Origin of the sequence: Streptomyces boluensis (assembly GCF_009908195.1) — a bacterium.
GTDB classification, from domain to species: Bacteria; Actinomycetota; Actinomycetes; order Streptomycetales; family Streptomycetaceae; genus Streptomyces; species Streptomyces boluensis.
Genome location: NZ_JAAAHS010000138.1, coordinates 1 through 17,089, shown reverse-complemented (window position 1 = coordinate 17,089; position 17,089 = coordinate 1). Strand labels below are relative to the sequence as shown.

Sequence of the window (17,089 nt, the reverse complement as noted above, 5' to 3'; positions counted from 1 at the left end):
GGGGCGGGGTGGGGAAAGAATCAGCGCATGCGTGCCGCTCGCCTCATCAAGATGGTGCTTCTGCTTCAGAACCGGCCCTCCATGACCGCCGCCGAGCTCGCCCGAGAGCTGGAGGTCTCCGAGCGCACTGTGACCCGCGACGCGCAGGCCCTCTCCGAGGCGGGCGTCCCCGTGTACGCGGACCGGGGCCGGCTCGGCGGGTACCGGCTGGTCGGCGGGTACCGCACCCGCCTCACCGGACTCGGCCGGGACGAGGCCGAAGCCCTGTTCCTCTCCGGCGTACCGGGCGCGCTGCGCGAGATGGGGCTTGAGGACGCCGCGTCGGCGGCCCGCCTGAAGGTGTCGGCGGCGCTGCTGCCGAGCCTCCGGGACGCCTCCCGCACCGCGTCCCAGCGGTTCCACCTGGACGCCCCGGGCTGGTTCCGGGAGCCGGAGACCCCCGAGTTGCTGCCCGACGTGGCGGAGGCGGTGTGGGACGACCGCCGGATCACCGCCCGCTACCGGCGCCAGGACACCGAGGTGGAACGGGAGTTGGAGCCGTACGGGCTGATCCTGAAGGCGGGGGTCTGGTATCTGTGCGCCCGCGTGCCGGAGCACGAGACGCATCGGGTGTACCGGATCGACCGGTTCAGCTCCGTCACGCCCGGCGGGGAACGCTTCGTACGGGACGAGGAGTTCGAGCTGTCGCGGTTCTGGGAGGAGCGGGCGGGCCAGTTCGCCCGCTCGATCCTCCGCTCCGAGGTGGTGCTGCGCCTCTCCCCCGAGGGCGTACGCAGGCTGCCGTACACCGCCGACCCCGGCGCCGCCCGCGAGGCGCTCGACGCGGCGGGGCCGGGCGACGACCGGGGCTGGGTGCGGATCGTGCTGCCGGTGGAGAACGACGAGGTCGCGTACAGCCAGCTGCTCGTGCTCGGCGCGGAGTGCGAGGTGCTCGAACCGGCCGCGCTGCGCGGCCGGTTCGCGGAGACCGCCGCCGGGCTGCGGGAGCTCTACCGGTAGCCGGTGACGTCCGCCTCCGGCGCGCTCTGGTCGACCTCGGTGAGGTAGCGCCAGGCGTCCGGCGCCGAGCCGTCGATGTCGGTGACGCCGTACTCCCGCGCGAGGCCGCCGCTGGACAGGGACGTGCCGTTGAAGCGGGCCACGTCCGGGTCGGCGGCGAGCGCGGCGAGGGTGCGGCCGATGTAGGTCGGGGTCTCGGAGATCGCGAAGTGCGGGTTCTGCGCACAGCCGTCGCGCCAGTTCTCCTCGGTGACCTTGAAGGCCGTGTCGAGCATCGCCTCGGAGCGCAGCCAGCCGGGCGTCAGGGCGACCGCCGTGCAGCCGTACTCCTTGAGTTCCTCGCCGAGGCCGCGGGCCATCCGCAGCGGCGCCGCCTTGGCGAGGTCGTAGTAGAAGGGCTCGCGGTAGCGGCGGTTGTACTCCTCGGTGCCGTCGGTGACCTCGACGACCAGGCCGCCCCGGTTCCTGATCAGCAGGGGCAGCGCGCAACTGCTGGTGACGATGTGCGACTCGACGCCGAGGCGCAGGGCGCGCAGGCCCTTGTCGAGGTCGTGCTCCCACATCTTGCGGCCCCACTGGATGTGCCCGTCGCCGCCCCAGATGTCGTTGACGAGGATGTCGAGGCGGCTCTGCTCCCGGTCGATCCGCTCGACCAGGGCGCGTACCTGTGCGGGTTCGAGGTGGTCGGTGGGGACGGCGACGGCCCGGCCGCCCGCCGCCGCGCCCGCCTCGGCGGCGAGTTCGGCGGTGCCCTCGATGGTCTCGTCGGCCCGGCCGACCTCGCTGATCCGCTCGCGGGTGGTCCGGCCGGTCGCGTACACCGTGGCCCCGGCCCGGCAGAGCTCCACGGCCATGGCCCGGCCCGCGCCCCGGGTGGCCCCGGCGACGAGGGCGATCTTTCCGTGCAGGGGTGCGGCGTCCGGCGTGCGTGTGCTGGTGTCGTCCATACGTCGAGCCTGGCAGCGAAACCGGACATCTTCTGTCGGGTAGCCGTGCCGAGTCCGGCCGAGTCCGCCGCTCAGCCGCATTCGTCGTACGGGTAAGCCGCATTCGTCGTACGAGTAATAAGAGCCGCACTCCGGGTGCGTCGGCCCTTCCCAGGGCAGATGCTGGTCCCGTGATGGACGAGACGGAGTTCTGGGAGCTCATCGACAGCACCCGCGCGGCCGCCGACGGCGACCCCGAGGACCACGCCGACCTGCTCGTGGAGCGGCTGGTCCAGCTCGACCCGGACGCCGTCCTGGACTTCGCCCGGCACTTCGAGGCCCGCTACAACCGCGCGTACCACTGGGACCTGTGGGGCGCGGCCGCCGTCCTTCTCGACGGGGCGAGCGACGACGCCTTCGACTTCTTCCGCTGCTGGCTGATCGGCCAGGGCCGGGAGATCTTCGAGGGCGCGCTGCACGAACCGGACTCGCTCGCCGAGCTCCTCACCGACTTCGACGAGGAGGTCGACGGTGACGGCGAGGAGCTCGGTTACGCGGCGGACGAGGCGTACGAGCAGCTGACCGGGGACGTCGCCCCGGACCTGGGCATTCCGCCGGCTCCGGCCGAACCGGAGGGCAGCCCCGTCGACTTCGAGGACGACACCCAGCTGGCCCGCTACTACCCGCGGCTCTGGGAGCGCTTCGCGGCCCAGTGAGGCCGCGGCCCGCTCAGTCGTCCTCAGCCGCTCATGCGTCCACTTGCTCAGAAGTACGTGCTGCTCAGAAGTGCGTGCCGCCGTCGACGCGTACCTCGGTGCCGGTGATGAACCGGCCGTCGTCCGAGGCGAGCATCGCGACCACCGACGCGACGGTCTCCGGACCCGCGAAGCCCTGGCCGAGCGCCGGGGCGAGCTTCACGAAGAGGCTCATGTCGGCGTCCTCGGGCAGGCCGGGGCCGACGCTCTGACGGCTGGCGCCGGAGCCGTCCGTCATTCCGGAGGATATGGAGCCGGGCTGCACGGCGGTGAAGCGGATGCCCTGCTTCCCGTACTCGCTCGCGAGGGCGTGCGTCATCGACTGGATTCCGCCCTTGCTCGCCGCGTAGGCCGCCATGTACGGGTGGGCGAACATCGCCGATGTGGAGCTGAAGTTGACCACGGCCGGGCCCTCGCCCTGGAGCAGCGCCGGTATCGCCTCGCGGATCACCAGGAACGTGCCGGTGAGGTTGATGGCGATGACCTGGTTGAAGTCCTGGAGGGACGTCTCGTGGGTGTGCGAGGAGCGGAGGATGCCCGCCGCGTTCACCAGCGCGTCCAGGCCGCCGAGCGCCTCGACGGCGGCGGCGACACCGGTCCGTACGGACTCCTCGTCCGCGATGTTCACGACCAGCGTGGTGAGGCGCTCGGCGTCCGTGCCGGCGCGGGCGACGGTGTCCTTCAGGCCGTCCTCGCTGATGTCGGCGGCGACCACACGGCCACCCTCCGCCAGCATGCGCAGCACGGTGGCCTGGCCGATTCCCGAGCCACCACCGGTGACGAGAACGCGGCGTCCTGTGTAGCGATCGAGGTTCTGCATGACCTGCTCCAAGCTGTGAACACTTCGGGAAACTTGACTGCAGATTACGCCTCAATGGCACAGATTGCCACTGCGGCTTCATGTGCCAATCTGGCGCCGCTCACGTACTCGGGGCGTACGCTTCCGCCGTGAGCCCCAAGTCGACGCCCCCTGCCCCGGCCGCCCCTTCCCTGACGGAACGCCGCAAGGCGGCCACCCAGCTGGAGATCGCGCGCGCCGCGGCCGACCTCTTCACCGAGCTGGGCCCGGACGCCACCACGACCGAGGCCATCGCGAGCCGGGCCGGGGTCGGCCTTCGCACCTTCTACCGGTACTTCCGCAACAAGCAGGACGCCGTGGGGCCGCTGCTCAGCGTCGGCGGCGAGCACTGGCGCGCCCGGCTCGCCGCGACCGCGCCGGGCACTCCCCTGCCCGAGGCACTGGCCGGCGCGATCGCCGAGTCCCTGGCCGTGCCGGACGAGGCCACGGCCGCCGGTCTGCGCCAGGCCCGCGGGCTGCTCCGCGCCGCCGCCGACGACCCGGCACTGCGCGCGGTCTGGTACCAGGTGAACCAGGAGTCCGAGGACCAGGTCCGCTCGGTCCTCGCGCAGCTCGGCGACCGGAGCGGGGAGGGGGGCGGGGGTGCCGATCCGCTGGACGTACGCCTGGCCGCGGCCGCCTCCACCGCGGCCATCCGGATCGCCCTGGAGACCTGGGCGGAGACGGACGCCGACGTCGAGGGTCCCGGCTCCCCCGCGGATCTCGCACTGCGCTGCCTGCGGCGACTGCTGCCCGAGTGAGGCTCCGCCGCCGGTACTCGGCAGCCCGTTCCGCTCAGGCCTCCGCTCGGCCCTCGGCCGTTCCGTGCTCCGGTTCCCGTTCCGGATCCGTGGGCGCGAGTACGAGCAGCGCCACGTCGTCGCTCACTTCCCCGGCGAAGCGGCGCAGGTCCCGCCAGAGCGCGCCCACGAGCACCGCCGGTTCGCCCTCCCGTACTTCGAGGGGCAGCTCGCCGAACCGCTGGACCAGCGGATAGAGCTCACCGCGCGTGTCCCGCGCCTCGGAGACGCCGTCGGTGTGCGCGAGCAGCCGGTCACCGGGTTCCAGGGCGAGGTCCAGAGGGCTCGGCGGTACGTACGAAGCAAGCCCGAGGCCCAGCGGAGTGCCCGCGTCCGGCGCCGCCTCCTCGGCCACGCCGGCCCGCAGCAGCAGCGGCGGTGGATGGCCGCAGGACAGCACGCGCACCGTCGACGCGTCCGGCGGGAACTCCAGGAGCAGCGCGGTGGCGAAGAGTTCGGCGTGTTCCGCGCGGGCGCTGTCGATGACCAGGCGCCGGTCCAGCTTGGCGGCGACGCCCTCGATGTAGGGCTCGTCGAGAACCGCTTCCCGGAACGCGCCGAGCAGCGCGGCCACCGTGCCGACCGCGTGGAGCCCGTGTCCCTGCACATCGGCGACCAACGCCCGTACGCCCCAAGCGCCTTCGCGTACGTCGTAGAGGTCGCCGCCGACGAGGGTGCCGCTCTGCGCGGCCCGGTAGAGGCCCGCGCAGCGGACCCGGCCCACGTGTTCGGTCAGCGGCGGCAGGACCGCGAGCTGGGCCGCCTCCGCGATCGAGCGCACGCTGACCATCTGGGCGTCGCGGCGGGTGCGGATCCAGGCGATGGCGACGCTGAGCAGGGCCACGAAGGCGACCATGAAGACGTCGCTCTGCCCGGGGTGCACAGGGCCGAGGCCGGGCACGGCGGCGAGCACCACGGCCACGACGCCGAAGCAGCCGGTGGCCATCGGCCCGTAGGCGATGGCGGCGAGCGGCGGGGTCGCGGCGAGCAGGAACCCCAGCTCGACGTCGGGCGGGGTGAGCGCCTGGAGGGTGCCCAGGACGGCGAGCAGGAAGGGCGGAAGGCCGCGGGCCCAGCCGGGTGCCGCGACGCCGCGCCGCAGCCAGGTCGGCCCACCGCCACCACCGCGCCGCGGTCCGCCCGCCGGTTCGGTGGGCCGACGGCGGTCCGCCGTGCCGGTCACGCTCCCGTTCCGGGCGTCTGCCACCGGTCCCGGGCGGGGCATTGCGGGGGACTCATACGGCCACCCTGCGGTGCGGCCCGCGACGGCGCACTCCGGGGCCGTTCGGTCAGGTGAGGTGGGGCGGAGTGGGGTGAGGTGAGGCGGGTGTCTGACCGCCACGTCCGGTCAGGTGTCCAGGCGGCAGCCCATCAGGACGTCGTCGACGTACTCCCCGTCGAGCAGGAACTCGCCCGGCAGCACGCCCTCCACCGCGAAGCCCTCCGCCTCGTACAGCGCGCGGGCCGGGGCGTTGTGCCCGAGGACGCGCAGCGTGAGCCGCAGGGCGCCCTGGTCGCGGGCGCGGGTGCGGGCGGCCCCGAGCAGCGCGCGGGCGAGGCCGCGGCCGCGCACACGGTCGGCCACGGCCAGGCCCTGTATCTGCCGCACATGGGCGTTGACGGCGAGCGGGGTGGCCGGGACCAGGCGCAGGTATCCGGCGACCTCGCCGTCGACGACGGCCACCAGGTAGTCACCCGGCAGGTGCCGCTCGTCGAAGAACGACGCGTCGGCCTCGGGTCTCGGCTGTACGGAGTGCAGCGGAGACCAGGTGTCCCGGTCGAGCGCGGCGAGGGCGGCCTCGTCGGTCGGCAGGGCGGTCCGGATACGGGGGTCGGCGAGCGGCATGCGGGCCAGCGTAGAACTCCGTACTGACAATCCGGCCGGCGCGGGAGCGGAGGCGGTGGCTCCGGCCTGTACGCGCGCCACGCGCGCGTGCCTGGCGCTCGGCACGCGCGCGTGCCGAGTGGCAGGCGCTGTGGGCAGGATGGGTCCATGCACGCCAGACAGCGCATCGTCATCGCGGGTGCCTCCGGCCTCATCGGCTCGGCGCTCGCGCGCTCCCTCGTGGCCGACGGGCACCAGGTGGTGCGCCTGGTGCGCGGGAGGGCCGAGTTCCCCGACGAGGTCGAGTGGGACCCGCTGCGGCAGTACGTGCGGATGGCGGGCCTTGTCGGCTGCGACGCCGTGGTCAACCTGGCCGGGGCCTCGATCGGCGGCCACCGCTGGACGGACGCGTACAAGCGAGAGATCCGGGACAGCCGGGTGCTCGGCACCGCGACGCTCGCCGAGGCCGTGGCCGCGCTCGACGTGCCGCCGCGGGTGTTCGTGAACGGCAGCGCGGTCGGCTACTACGGCGACACCGGCGACCGCGCGGTGGACGAGAGCGCGCCCGCGGGCCAGGGTTTCCTGCCGTCGCTGTGCGTGGAGTGGGAGGAGGCGGCGGGCGCGGCCGTGGAGGCGGGCGTGCGAACGGTCTTCTCGCGTACGGGACTTGTGGTGTCGCGCAGGGGCGGGGCGTGGGGCCGGATGTTTCCGCTGTTCAAGGCGGGTCTCGGCGGCAGGCTCGGCGACGGCCGGCAGTACTGGAGCTTCATCTCCCGGCACGACGAGGTGGCCGCGCTGCGCCATCTCCTCGACACGGACACCCTGTCCGGGCCGGTCAACCTGACGGCCCCCGAGCCGGTCACCAACCGCGAGGTGACGGCGACGATGGGGCGCGTGCTGCGCCGGCCGACCGTCTGCACGGCCCCGGCCCCGGCCCTTCGCCTCGTCCTCGGCGAGCTGGCCTCGGACGTGCTGGGCAGCCAACGGGTGCTGCCCACCCGACTGTTGGAGTCCGGGTTCCGCTTCGCCTTCCCGACGATCGACACGGCGGTACGGGCCGCACTGCGCTGAGCCCCCCCCCCCCCGGCACCGCACCGCGTACCACCGGCCGGACACCGCCGCGTGCGACCGCGTGCGACCGTGCCCGGTGCATGCGCGACTGCATCCGGCCGACTCCCCTCCTAATCTGGCGAACTCGGGTATTCCTGGGCCGAGTCGGGGCATCACGACCCCACCAGCCGCAACCTCGGGGAGGGGCACGTGCTTGAGCCCGCGGAACAGGCGGACGTCGTCATCGTGGGGGCCGGGGTCGCCGGACTCGCCGCCGCCCTCCAGCTGACCGGAGCAGGGGTGCGCACCGTCGTCCTGGAGGCGGCCCCCGGCGTCGGCGGCCGGATGAACACCGAACGGATCGATGGGTTCCGGCTCGACCGGGGAGGCCGGCTGCTCTCCACCTCGTACCCGGAACTGCGCCGCATCCCGGAGCTCGGCGCGCTCCCGCTGCGGACGTTCGCACCCGGCGTCCTGGTCCACAGCGGCGGCCGCACCCACCGCACCTGGGAGGCGGGAGGCGCCCTGAGCGCCGCCCTGAGCGGTCGCCTCGGCACAAGGGGCGCACGGGGCGCACGCAGCGCACACAGCGCGCGGGGAGCACTCACCGCGGCGCGCGCGCTTGCGAGCGCGCCACGGCCGCCCCGGCCCGCGCACCGGCCACAGCGCAACCGGCCCTGGCTGGGCGGGCCGCTCGACCACGCCCGGCTCGGCGCCGCGCTCGCCCGGCTCGCCGCCACCCCGGTGGACCGGCTGCTCGCCCGGCCCGAACTGCCCGCCGCCCAGGCCCTGTCGGGGCGCGGCCTGCCGCCGCGCACCGTCGACGGCTTTCTGCGCCCGCTGCTCTCGGCGCTGCTCTGCGACCCGGACCTGTCCACCTCGAGCCGGGCCGCCGACCTGGCGCTACGGGGCTTCGCCCGTGGCCGGCTGTGTGTTCCGGCGGGCGGCGCGGACACTCTGCCCGCGCTCCTCGCGGCGGCGCTGCCGCCCGGCACGGTGCACACCGGGGTCAAGGCCGTCGAGGTCTCCACGACCTCCGTACGCACCGCCGATCATGGTGAACTCCCGTGCCGTTCCGTGCTGTTGGCCACCGGAGCCCGGCAGGCCGCCGAGCTGCTGCCCGGCCTGCGGATGCCGGACTTCCACGCGGTGACCGTGGTGCACCACGCCGCACCGGAACCGCCGCTCACCGAGCCCGCGCTGCTCCTCGACGCCGACCGCGGCGGGCCCGTCGCGCACACCGCGGTGATGAGCCAGGTCGACCCGTCCCGCGCCCCCGAGGGCCGTGCGCTGATCTCGTCCGTGGTGCTCGGCCCGCCCCCCTCGCAGGGCGCGGTCCGGTCCCAACTGGCCCGTCTCTACGGCACGTCCACGGCCCACTGGGAGCTGCTCGCCGTCCACCACGACCCGGAGGCCGTGCCCGCGATGCCCGCCCCGCACGACCTGCGGCGCCAGGTCCGGCTCCTCGCGGGCCTGTACGTGTGCGGCGACCACCGCGACACCAGCACACTGCAGGGCGCGCTGCACTCGGGCCGACGGGCGGCGCGGGCGATCCTCCGCGACCTGGGGGTCACCCCGCGGCAGGGCCTGCACCCCCTGACCGCGGCCGCCTGAACGCGCCCCTGCGGAACGCTCAGCCGAGCGCCGCCACCCGGTCCCGGTACCCGCGCACCGGACCCGCGTCCCGGTACGGCTCGAGCCTGCGCTCGAAGTCGCGTACGTACTCGAGGGCGCGGGCCGAGCGCATCTCGGAGGCCTGCTGGGCGGCTTCGGCGCCGAGCGCGCAGGCCTGGTCGAGCTCGCCGAGGCCGAGCCGGGCGGTGGCCAGGACCACCCGGCAGAACAGCCGGGAGCGGGCGAAGGCCGGGGCGCGCAACTGCAGCGAACGCTCGGCGTGCTGCGCCGCCGTCCGGTACTGCTGCAGGTCGCGGTGGCAGTGCCCGAGCTCGTCGGCGAGCTGCGCCTCGTCGAAGAACCTTCCCCAGTGCGGCACTTCGTCGCCGGGCCTGGCCGCCTCAAGGGCGTGCCCGGCCCGTACCAGCGCGGCGTTGCAGGCCCGCACCTCGCCGAGCACCGCGTGCCCGCGCGCCTCCACGGAGTGCAGCATGGCCTGTACGACGGGCGGCGCCGACGTGCCGACGCCCTGCTGGGCGACCCGGGCGAGCTGCACCGCCTCCCGCCCGTGCCCGAGATAGACGGCCTGCCGGCTCATGGTCACCAGCACATAGCTGCCGTACGCCCGGTCCCCCGCCGCCTGCGAGAGCCGCAGCGCCTGTACGAAGTACCGCTGCGCGAGTCCGTGCGCCGCGATGTCGTACGACGTCCAGCCCGCGAGCCGGGTCAGGTCGGCGGCCGCCGCGAAGAGGCGCCGCCCGGTCTGCTCGCCGTACACGCCGCGCAGCATCGGCTCGGCCTCGTGCTCCAGGTACCGCACGAGGGCCTGCCGGGCGTGACCGCCGCCGTACGCGTGGTCGAGGGCGCGGAACAGCTCGCCCACGGAACGCAGCGCCGCGATGTCGCCGCCGCTCACCTTCTGGCCGGGGCCGCGCTCGGTCTGACTGCGCTGCCGGGGCATTCCGGGCCGGCCCTGCACCGGCACGCGCGCGGGGGCCGCCGGGTCGGTACGGCCCACCCGCTCGTCGGCGCGGCCGATCAGCCAGTCCCGGCTGGGCACGACGAGTCCTGCCGGGGTGAAGGCGATCTTCTGGAGCTCGGCGTGCGAGCCGGAGTCCTTGCGCCACAGGCCGCTGACGATGTCGACGGCCTCTTCCGGCGAGGCCGCGAACTCCAGGCCCGCGTAGACCGGGGCGCAGGCGTCGAGGCCGAGGTCCTGGGCGGAGAGGCGGCGGCCGAGTCTGCGGGTGAAGACCTCGGCGATCAGGGCGGGGGTGGTGCCGCGTGGCTGCTGGCCGCGCAGCCAGCGGGTCACCGAGGTCTTGTCGTACCTCAGGTCGAGTCCGTGCTCCAGGCCCAGTTGGTCGACCCTGCGGGCGAGGCCCGCGTTGGAGAATCCGGCCTCGGCGATCAGCGCGGCGAGCTGGCGGTTGGGCGTGCGCTGCGGGGGTCGATCCGTCATCGGCTCTACGGTCTCCTGCCTTCCGGGCCGGTGGGCAGCCCTCATGGAACGGCGTGAATGTAACGGCCGCCACCGCCTCGTTCCGGGCCTCGGGCCCGCATTCATCCGATCGTGTGAGGATTGTGCGAGGGGGTGACGGGTTTCGGCCCCCGTGGGCGACTCGAACGGGTTGCGCTACGGGTCGTACAGTGGCTCGGGGTGCGAAACGTGCACGGTGAAAGTTTTCAGGGAGGCACTTGCCGTGAGTGAGCTGCGATTCGTCCGTCTGGGCTTCGGTCCCGACAAGGTCGATTACGTGGAGGCCTGGGAGGAACAGCGCCGGGTGCACGCCGCCCGGTTCGCCGACGAGGTGCCCGACACCTGCCTGCTCCTGGAGCACCCCTCGGTCTACACGGCGGGCCGCCGTACGGCCGACAGCGAGCGGCCGCTCGACGGCACTCCGGTCGTCGACGTGGACCGCGGCGGCAAGATCACCTGGCACGGACCCGGTCAGCTCGTGGGCTACCCGATCCTGAAGCTGCCGCGCCCGGTCGACGTCGTCGCGCATGTGCGTCGCCTGGAGGACGCGCTGATCGGCGCCTGTGCCGAGTTCGGCGTGGAGACCAGCCGGGTCGAGGGGCGCAGCGGTGTGTGGGTGCTCGGCGATCCGGTGGAGCAGCGCCTCGGCGGGCTCTCCCTGGACTTCGACCCGCGCCTCGCGGACGAGGAGTTCGACCCGCGTCTGAACGGTCCGGAGTACGCGCCGTCCAACGCCGGCCAGCGCCGTGAGGACCGCAAGCTCGCCGCCATCGGCATCCGCGTCGCCAAGGGCGTCACCATGCACGGCTTCGCCCTGAACGTGAACCCGGACAACACCGAGTTCGACAAGATCGTGCCGTGCGGCATCCGGGACGCGGGCGTCGCCTCGCTCGCCAACGAGCTGGGCCGCGACGTCACCATCGAGGAGGTCCTGCCGGTGATCGAGAAGCACCTGCGGGCCGTACTGGAGACCGCGGAGCTCAAGCCCCGCGAGATCGTCCGGGAAGCGGAGCCCAAGACCGCCGCCTGAGCGGGGGAATGCGGACCGCCGTCCACAGGTTGGCCGCTTTGAAGACCGTACGAACAACGGGCGTACCCTGGTGTACGCCGAAGAATCGAAGCTGTAGGGAGCCGGTCGTGTCCGCAGTCGCACCCGACGGACGCAAGATGCTGCGCCTGGAGGTCCGGAACGCTCAGACCCCCATCGAGCGCAAGCCCGAGTGGATCAAGACCCGGGCGAAGATGGGCCCCGAGTACAAAGACCTGCACAACCTCGTCAAGAGCGAGGGCCTGCACACCGTGTGCCAGGAAGCGGGCTGTCCGAACATCTTTGAGTGCTGGGAGGACCGCGAGGCGACCTTCCTCATCGGCGGCGACCAGTGCACACGGCGCTGCGACTTCTGCCAGATCGACACGGGCAAGCCGCAGGCACTCGACCGCGACGAGCCGCGTCGCGTCGGTGAGTCCGTGGTCAAGATGGACCTGAACTACGCCACCATCACCGGCGTCGCCCGCGACGACCTGGAGGACGGCGGCGCCTGGCTGTACGCGGAGACGGTGCGCCAGATCCACGCGATGACGGCGGAGCGCGCGGACGGCCAGACCAAGGTCGAGCTGCTCATCCCCGACTTCAACGCGGAGCCCGACCAGCTGGCCGAGGTCTTCTCGTCCCGCCCCGAGGTCCTCGGGCACAACGTCGAGACGGTGCCCCGGATCTTCAAGCGGATCCGCCCCGGCTTCCGTTACGAGCGTTCGCTGAAGGTCATCTCGGAGGCCCGCGAGGCCGGCCTGGTCACCAAGTCGAACCTGATCCTCGGCATGGGCGAGACCCGCGAGGAGATCAGCGACGCGCTCCAGCAGCTGCACGACGCGGGCACCGAGCTCATCACCATCACCCAGTACCTGCGCCCGACCGTGCGCCACCACCCCGTGGAGCGCTGGGTCAAGCCGCAGGAGTTCGTGGAGCTCAAGGAGGAGGCCGAGGAGATCGGCTTCTCCGGTGTGATGTCGGGTCCGCTGGTCCGCTCCTCGTACCGCGCGGGACGCCTGTTCCAGATGGCGATCGAGAAGCGCGGTGCGTACGCCGCCACGCAGGCGGTCTGACGTACGGGTGATCCGCCGGCCACCGTGGCCGTCGCGGTCGTGTGAATTCCCGCACAAGTGACTACTAGCCGGTAACGGCCGTGACGACGCGGCCCGTTCGGTCCCCGCAGGTAGGGGCGCCGCACGGGCCGCGTCGCTGTTCGCCGGGCCCGTATCGAGGCTTCATGGGTGTTTGACCGGCCGGTCACGCGCTGGTAACACCAGTCAGTGACGCTGGCATCACGCCACGTACCCACCACGCATCGCGCACGCCATCCGGTCCTCCAGAGAGGGATCCCCGCCATGCAGGCCGCGCCCCCCGTACGCGCCACCGCCATCCCGTCCGTCACCGACGCACTGCGCGCCGTCGAGTCGCTGCTGATGGGCAGCGGACAGCGCACCGCCCGCCGTAACGCGTGGTCCTCGGTGGTCGAGGACCGGCGTCGCGCCAAGGACCGGGTGGAGGCTCAGCGGGTGCTGGAAGCCGTTACCTCGGCCCGCACGTCGTAGTCCGTTCGGCGGGCACGTAAACTTCCAGACATGGCGAGGAAGGACGACGCAGCGAGCGCTGCGAACGCAGGGCGGCTCAAGCAGATCGCTCTCACGTACAAGATGACCAGGCGGGCCGATTCCAAGATCGGACTCGTTCTAGCCGCAGTGGGAATCGTCACCTTCGGTGTCCTTCTCGGAATCGGTTTCCTGATCGGGTACCCGGTCTATCTGGGCATCCTCGGTGCCCTTTTGGCCTTCCTCGCGATGGCGATCGTCTTCGGCCGCAGGGCCGAGCGAGCGGCCTTCGGACAGATGGAGGGACAGCCCGGCGCGGCGGCCGCGGTGCTCGACAACATCGGGCGCGGCTGGACCACGACCCCGGCGGTGGCGATGAACCGCAGCCAGGACGTGGTGCACCGGGCCGTCGGCAAGGCGGGCATCGTGCTGATCGGCGAGGGCAACCCGAACCGGCTCAAGGGCCTGCTCGCCGCCGAGAAGAAGAAGATGGCCCGGATCGTCGTCGACGTACCGGTCAACGACTTCATCGTCGGCAACGACGAGGGCCAGGTCCCGCTGAAGAAGCTCCGCACGACGATGCTCAAGCTCCCCCGAGTGCTCGGCGGCCCGCAGGTCACGCAGACCAACGACCGCCTCAAGGCGATGGGCGACCTGATGAGCAACATGCCGCTGCCGAAGGGACCCATGCCCAAGGGGATGCGGATGCCCAAGGGTGGTCCCAAGAAGTGACGCTGGCCGCTTGATTACGGGTTTTTCGTCTGTACGTCTGTACGTCTGTACGTCTGTACGTCGATGGGGCGTCGGGAACTGGTATCGGTTCCCGGCGCCCCATTGGCGTATGTGGTTGTTCTTGTGCTGTTGGCTCGCTTGCCCTTGATCGCCCTTCGGGCTCGTCCTCAAACGCCGGACAGGCTGAATTGCTAGATGCGGACCTGGACTGCTCGGGACAGGCGGTCGTGGAGGCCTCGGCCGTCTCGGTCCCAGATCAGGGCGGGGATGGCGAGGCAGAGGAGCAGGCTGCGGAGCAGGACGCGGGCGATGCTCACGCGGCCGCCGTTCTCAGCGACCAGGCGCAAGCCGAACAGCCGCTTGCCCGGGGTGAAACCGACCGTGCCTACGGTGAGCACGCTCAGTACGAAGAAGATGCCGAGGGCCCAGTTGCCCAGCGCCTCCTTGTTGCCCTGGGCGAAGAGGCCGTATGCGATGAGCATGCACAGCGCCCAGTCGACGGCGATCGCGCCGAAACGGCGGCCGAGCGGGGCGATGGCGCCGGGGCCCTCCTGGGGCAGACCGAGCTGCTGGCCCCGGTAGCCGAAGTCGGCGCCCATGTCCTCGGCCGCCTGGCGGGGGCCGGAGAGCCACGATCCGATTGCCTGTCTGTTGTCCACCCGTCCACGGTACTGCGCCCCCTTTCGCACCCGGGTGGCTGGGGTCGTGGAAGGGCGATCAGGCCGTCGGTCGGTTAACTTCGACGAAACAAATGGGTCATGCTTGAGAAATCCCCCGTCCTTATGGTCGGGACCAGCGTGTGCCACCGCACTGGCCGCACCAAGGTTGAGACATCCCCGGCTCCACCCCGGACCGGGAGTAGGAGGAGCCGGATGTTCCAGAACGCCGACGATGCCAAGAAGTTCATCAAGGACAATGACGTCAAGATGGTCGACGTCCGGTTCTGCGACCTCCCGGGCGTGATGCAGCACTTCACGATCCCGGCGACGGCGTTCGACCCGTCCGAGGAGCTGGCCTTCGACGGCTCGTCGATCCGCGGCTTCCAGGCCATCCACGAGTCGGACATGGCGCTGCGCGCCGACCTGTCGACGGCCCGCCTGGACCCCTTCCGCCGCGACAAGACGCTGAACATCAACTTCTTCATCCACGACCCGATCACGGGCGAGCAGTACAGCCGTGACCCGCGCAACATCGCGAAGAAGGCCGAGGCGTACCTCGCGTCCACCGGCATCGCCGACACCGCGTACTTCGGCCCCGAGGCCGAGTTCTACGTGTTCGACTCGGTGCGCTTCGAGACCTCCGCGAACCAGGGCTTCTACCACATCGACTCCGAGGCCGGCGCCTGGAACACCGGCTCCGAGGAGAACAACCGCGGCTACAAGGTCCGTTACAAGGGCGGCTACTTCCCGGCCCCGCCGGTCGACCACTTCGCCGACCTGCGCTCGGAGATCTCCCTCGAGCTGGAGAACGTCGGCCTGCAGGTGGAGCGCCAGCACCACGAGGTGGGCACCGCCGGCCAGGCCGAGATCAACTACAAGTTCAACACGCTGCTCGCCGCGGCCGACGACCTGATGCTCTTCAAGTACATCGTGAAGAACGTCGCCTGGCGCAACAACAAGACCGCGACCTTCATGCCGAAGCCGATCTTCGGTGACAACGGCTCGGGCATGCACGTCCACCAGTCGCTGTGGCAGGGCGGCACGCCGCTGTTCTACGACGAGCAGGGCTACGCGGGCCTGTCGGACACCGCCCGTTACTACATCGGCGGCATCCTCAAGCACGCCCCCTCGCTGCTCGCCTTCACCAACCCGACGGTGAACTCGTACCACCGCCTGGTGCCCGGCTTCGAGGCCCCGGTCAACATGGTGTACTCGCAGCGCAACCGCTCCGCGGCCATGCGTATCCCGATCACCGGCTCGAACCCGAAGGCCAAGCGCGTCGAGTTCCGCGCGCCGGACCCGTCGTCCAACCCGTACCTGGCCTTCTCGGCGCTGCTGCTCGCCGGCCTTGACGGCGTCAAGAACAAGATCGAGCCGGCCGAGCCGATCGACAAGGACCTGTACGAGCTTGCTCCCGAGGAGCACGCCAACGTCCAGCAGGTCCCGACCTCGCTCCCCGCGGTCCTCGACGCCCTCGAGGCGGACAACGAGTACCTGCAGCAGGGCGGCGTCTTCACGTCCGACCTGATCGAGACGTGGATCGACTACAAGCGCACCAACGAGATCGCCCCGATCCAGCTGCGCCCGCACCCGCACGAGTTCGAGCTGTACTTCGACATCTAAGCCTCACCGCTGAGCCTCACCGCTCACGAACAGTGCGGGCTGCCTCCCAGGTCTGGGAGGCAGCCCGCACTGTCGTTCCTCCACCGCTTCGCGGGTGGCGTCCAGAATCTAGGCCGTCGCCGGGTCCTGGCTCAGGACGTGTTCCACCAGGGTGATCAGGACGTCCTTGCCGGACTCGCGGTCTCGTACGTCGCAGAGGAGTACGGGGGTGCCCGCCGGGAGGTCGAGGGCGCTCGCGATGGTTTCGGGGGTGTGGGTGCGGACGCCGTCGAAACAGTTGACGGCGACGATGAACGGGATGTTCCGGCTCTCGAAGTAGTCGACCGCCGGGAACGAGTCCGCGAGGCGGCGGGTGTCGGCGAGGACGGCCGCGCCCAGGCAGCCGGTGGCCAACTCGTCCCAGACGAACCAGAAGCGGTCCTGGCCCGGGGTGCCGAAGAGGTACAGGGCCAGGTCGTCGCGGAGGGTGATGCGGCCGAAGTCCATCGCGACCGTCGTGGTCGTCTTCGTCGCCACTCCGTGCAGGTCGTCGACCGGACGGGAGGCCTCCGTCAGCTGTTCCTCGGTACGCAGCGGGCGGATCTCGCTCACCGACTCCACGAGGGTGGTCTTGCCGACGCCGAAGCCGCCGGCGATCAGGAGCTTCAGCGCGGTGAAGCCGGCGTGGTCAGAGTGCTCGTAGGCCATTGATCACTTCTCGCAGGAGGTGGGCGTCGGGACGGGCAGCGCCGGTGTGCGGGGCGGTGTCGGGGGCGTCGACGGCGACGAGGCCGGCCGCGGTCAGGTCGCCGAGCAGGACGCGTACGACGCCCAGCGGCAGGCCCGAGTCCGAGGCCAGGTCCGCGACGGGGCGCGGGCCACGGGCGCAGAGGGCGAGGAGGTCGCGCGCTTCCGGCGGCAACCGGCCGCCCGGCGGCGGGCCGTCGTGCCGTACGCGGACGATCGCCATCAGGTCGACCCGCTCCGCGCCGTTGTCGGTACGGGCCCGGCCCGCCGTCATCGCGTAGAGGCGGACGAGGGGGCCCGCGTCGTCGTCGTAGCGGTCGGTCCAGGCGTCGGGACGGCCGGCGGGGGTCTGGGAGGCAGCCCGCACTGTCGTTCCTCCACCGCTTCGCGGGTGGCGTCCAGAATCTAGGCCGTCGCCGGGTCCTGGCTCAGGACGTGTTCCACCAGGGTGATCAGGACGTCCTTGCCGGACT

Annotated in this window: 18 protein-coding genes; 10 read left to right on the top strand and 8 right to left on the bottom strand. The window is 71.9% G+C overall.

Annotated features, from left to right (window positions below; genetic code table 11):
* Positions 1-27: 27 nt before the first annotated feature.
* Positions 28-999 (top strand): helix-turn-helix transcriptional regulator, encoded by a 972-nt coding sequence (locus GUY60_RS18620; RefSeq protein WP_161699246.1) that lies wholly within the window; start codon positions 28-30, stop codon positions 997-999.
* Here the strand turns inward: GUY60_RS18620 and GUY60_RS18615 are convergent.
* Positions 990-1,946 (bottom strand): SDR family oxidoreductase, encoded by a 957-nt coding sequence (locus GUY60_RS18615; RefSeq protein WP_161699244.1) that lies wholly within the window; start codon positions 1,944-1,946, stop codon positions 990-992. The genes GUY60_RS18620 and GUY60_RS18615 overlap by 10 nt on opposite strands.
* Before the next feature lie 173 nt (positions 1,947-2,119).
* Here GUY60_RS18615 and GUY60_RS18610 point away from each other — a divergent pair, with 173 nt between their 5' ends.
* On the top strand, positions 2,120-2,641 hold the full coding sequence (locus tag GUY60_RS18610) for a DUF4240 domain-containing protein (RefSeq protein WP_161699252.1): 522 nt from the start codon (positions 2,120-2,122) through the stop codon (positions 2,639-2,641).
* Positions 2,642-2,705: 64 nt separating this feature from the next.
* On the opposite strand, the gene GUY60_RS18605 is transcribed toward GUY60_RS18610, so the two are convergent.
* A complete protein-coding gene (locus GUY60_RS18605) occupies positions 2,706-3,500 on the bottom strand; it encodes an SDR family NAD(P)-dependent oxidoreductase (protein WP_161699242.1) in 795 nt (264 codons plus the stop codon).
* Between the two features lie 80 nt (positions 3,501-3,580).
* Between GUY60_RS18605 and GUY60_RS18600 the strand changes: the two genes are divergently transcribed.
* Entirely contained in the window at positions 3,581-4,279 is a 699-nt protein-coding gene (locus tag GUY60_RS18600; RefSeq protein ID WP_161699240.1) for a TetR/AcrR family transcriptional regulator, read from the top strand.
* Positions 4,280-4,313: 34 nt separating this feature from the next.
* On the opposite strand, the gene GUY60_RS18595 is transcribed toward GUY60_RS18600, so the two are convergent.
* Together GUY60_RS18595 and GUY60_RS18590 are read right to left on the bottom strand one after the other, a co-directional pair.
* The gene (locus GUY60_RS18595; protein WP_312866341.1) at positions 4,314-5,501 is read right to left on the bottom strand and encodes a PP2C family protein-serine/threonine phosphatase; all 1,188 of its coding nucleotides are present in this window, start codon (positions 5,499-5,501) and stop codon (positions 4,314-4,316) included.
* Between the two features lie 165 nt (positions 5,502-5,666).
* On the bottom strand, positions 5,667-6,164 hold the full coding sequence (locus GUY60_RS18590) for a GNAT family N-acetyltransferase (RefSeq protein ID WP_187370066.1): 498 nt from the start codon (positions 6,162-6,164) through the stop codon (positions 5,667-5,669).
* 147 nt (positions 6,165-6,311) lie between these two features.
* Here GUY60_RS18590 and GUY60_RS18585 point away from each other — a divergent pair, with 147 nt between their 5' ends.
* Positions 6,312-7,214 (top strand): TIGR01777 family oxidoreductase, encoded by a 903-nt coding sequence (locus tag GUY60_RS18585; protein WP_161699236.1) that lies wholly within the window; start codon positions 6,312-6,314, stop codon positions 7,212-7,214.
* Positions 7,215-7,403: 189 nt separating this feature from the next.
* Entirely contained in the window at positions 7,404-8,807 is a 1,404-nt protein-coding gene (locus GUY60_RS18580) for an NAD(P)/FAD-dependent oxidoreductase (RefSeq protein ID WP_161699234.1), read from the top strand.
* A 19-nt stretch (positions 8,808-8,826) separates the two neighbouring features.
* On the opposite strand, the gene GUY60_RS18575 is transcribed toward GUY60_RS18580, so the two are convergent.
* Entirely contained in the window at positions 8,827-10,269 is a 1,443-nt protein-coding gene (locus tag GUY60_RS18575) for an NsdA family TPR-like regulatory protein (RefSeq protein ID WP_161699232.1), read from the bottom strand.
* 241 nt (positions 10,270-10,510) lie between these two features.
* On the opposite strand from GUY60_RS18575, the gene lipB reads away from it, so the two are divergent.
* The 4 genes from lipB (at position 10,511) to GUY60_RS18555 (ending at position 13,608) form a co-directional block, all read left to right on the top strand.
* The gene (lipB, locus tag GUY60_RS18570; RefSeq protein WP_161699230.1) at positions 10,511-11,317 is read left to right on the top strand and encodes a lipoyl(octanoyl) transferase LipB; all 807 of its coding nucleotides are present in this window, start codon (positions 10,511-10,513) and stop codon (positions 11,315-11,317) included.
* Between the two features lie 107 nt (positions 11,318-11,424).
* Complete coding sequence (lipA, locus tag GUY60_RS18565; protein ID WP_161699228.1) at positions 11,425-12,390, top strand: lipoyl synthase; 966 nt, start codon at positions 11,425-11,427, stop codon at positions 12,388-12,390.
* 282 nt (positions 12,391-12,672) lie between these two features.
* Positions 12,673-12,879: an SCO2195 family GlnR-regulated protein gene (locus GUY60_RS18560; protein ID WP_161699226.1), complete on the top strand. Its 207-nt coding sequence runs from the start codon at positions 12,673-12,675 to the stop codon at positions 12,877-12,879.
* Between the two features lie 30 nt (positions 12,880-12,909).
* Positions 12,910-13,608, top strand: coding sequence for a DUF4191 domain-containing protein (locus GUY60_RS18555; RefSeq protein WP_161699225.1), 699 nt, complete (start codon positions 12,910-12,912; stop codon positions 13,606-13,608).
* Positions 13,609-13,799: 191 nt separating this feature from the next.
* On the opposite strand, the gene GUY60_RS18550 is transcribed toward GUY60_RS18555, so the two are convergent.
* Positions 13,800-14,267 (bottom strand): RDD family protein, encoded by a 468-nt coding sequence (locus tag GUY60_RS18550; RefSeq protein ID WP_161699224.1) that lies wholly within the window; start codon positions 14,265-14,267, stop codon positions 13,800-13,802.
* A 213-nt stretch (positions 14,268-14,480) separates the two neighbouring features.
* On the opposite strand from GUY60_RS18550, the gene glnA reads away from it, so the two are divergent.
* Positions 14,481-15,890: a type I glutamate--ammonia ligase gene (gene glnA / locus GUY60_RS18545; RefSeq protein ID WP_161699222.1), complete on the top strand. Its 1,410-nt coding sequence runs from the start codon at positions 14,481-14,483 to the stop codon at positions 15,888-15,890.
* A gap of 108 nt (positions 15,891-15,998) precedes the next feature.
* Here the strand turns inward: glnA and GUY60_RS18540 are convergent, their stop codons facing one another.
* Positions 15,999-16,577 (bottom strand): GTP-binding protein, encoded by a 579-nt coding sequence (locus GUY60_RS18540; RefSeq protein WP_161699220.1) that lies wholly within the window; start codon positions 16,575-16,577, stop codon positions 15,999-16,001.
* Positions 16,558-16,983 (bottom strand): DUF742 domain-containing protein, encoded by a 426-nt coding sequence (locus tag GUY60_RS18535; RefSeq protein WP_312866340.1) that lies wholly within the window; start codon positions 16,981-16,983, stop codon positions 16,558-16,560. The genes GUY60_RS18540 and GUY60_RS18535 overlap by 20 nt, the downstream gene beginning before the upstream one ends.
* Between the last annotated feature and the right edge of the window lie 106 nt (positions 16,984-17,089).

What these genes read in the sequence shown, in the direction of transcription:
- GUY60_RS18620 (WP_161699246.1), top strand. Translation starts at nt 28, where the DNA reads ATGCGTGCCGCTCGCCTCATCAAGATGGTGCTTCTGCTTCAGAACCGG.
- GUY60_RS18615 (WP_161699244.1), bottom strand. Translation starts at nt 1,946, where the DNA reads ATGGACGACACCAGCACACGCACGCCGGACGCCGCACCCCTGCACGGA.
- GUY60_RS18610 (WP_161699252.1), top strand. Translation starts at nt 2,120, where the DNA reads ATGGACGAGACGGAGTTCTGGGAGCTCATCGACAGCACCCGCGCGGCC.
- GUY60_RS18605 (WP_161699242.1), bottom strand. Translation starts at nt 3,500, where the DNA reads ATGCAGAACCTCGATCGCTACACAGGACGCCGCGTTCTCGTCACCGGT.
- GUY60_RS18600 (WP_161699240.1), top strand. Translation starts at nt 3,581, where the DNA reads ATGTGCCAATCTGGCGCCGCTCACGTACTCGGGGCGTACGCTTCCGCC.
- GUY60_RS18590 (WP_187370066.1), bottom strand. Translation starts at nt 6,164, where the DNA reads ATGCCGCTCGCCGACCCCCGTATCCGGACCGCCCTGCCGACCGACGAG.
- GUY60_RS18585 (WP_161699236.1), top strand. Translation starts at nt 6,312, where the DNA reads ATGCACGCCAGACAGCGCATCGTCATCGCGGGTGCCTCCGGCCTCATC.
- GUY60_RS18575 (WP_161699232.1), bottom strand. Translation starts at nt 10,269, where the DNA reads ATGACGGATCGACCCCCGCAGCGCACGCCCAACCGCCAGCTCGCCGCG.
- GUY60_RS18560 (WP_161699226.1), top strand. Translation starts at nt 12,673, where the DNA reads ATGCAGGCCGCGCCCCCCGTACGCGCCACCGCCATCCCGTCCGTCACC.
- GUY60_RS18555 (WP_161699225.1), top strand. Translation starts at nt 12,910, where the DNA reads ATGGCGAGGAAGGACGACGCAGCGAGCGCTGCGAACGCAGGGCGGCTC.
- glnA (WP_161699222.1), top strand. Translation starts at nt 14,481, where the DNA reads ATGTTCCAGAACGCCGACGATGCCAAGAAGTTCATCAAGGACAATGAC.
- GUY60_RS18540 (WP_161699220.1), bottom strand. Translation starts at nt 16,577, where the DNA reads ATGGCCTACGAGCACTCTGACCACGCCGGCTTCACCGCGCTGAAGCTC.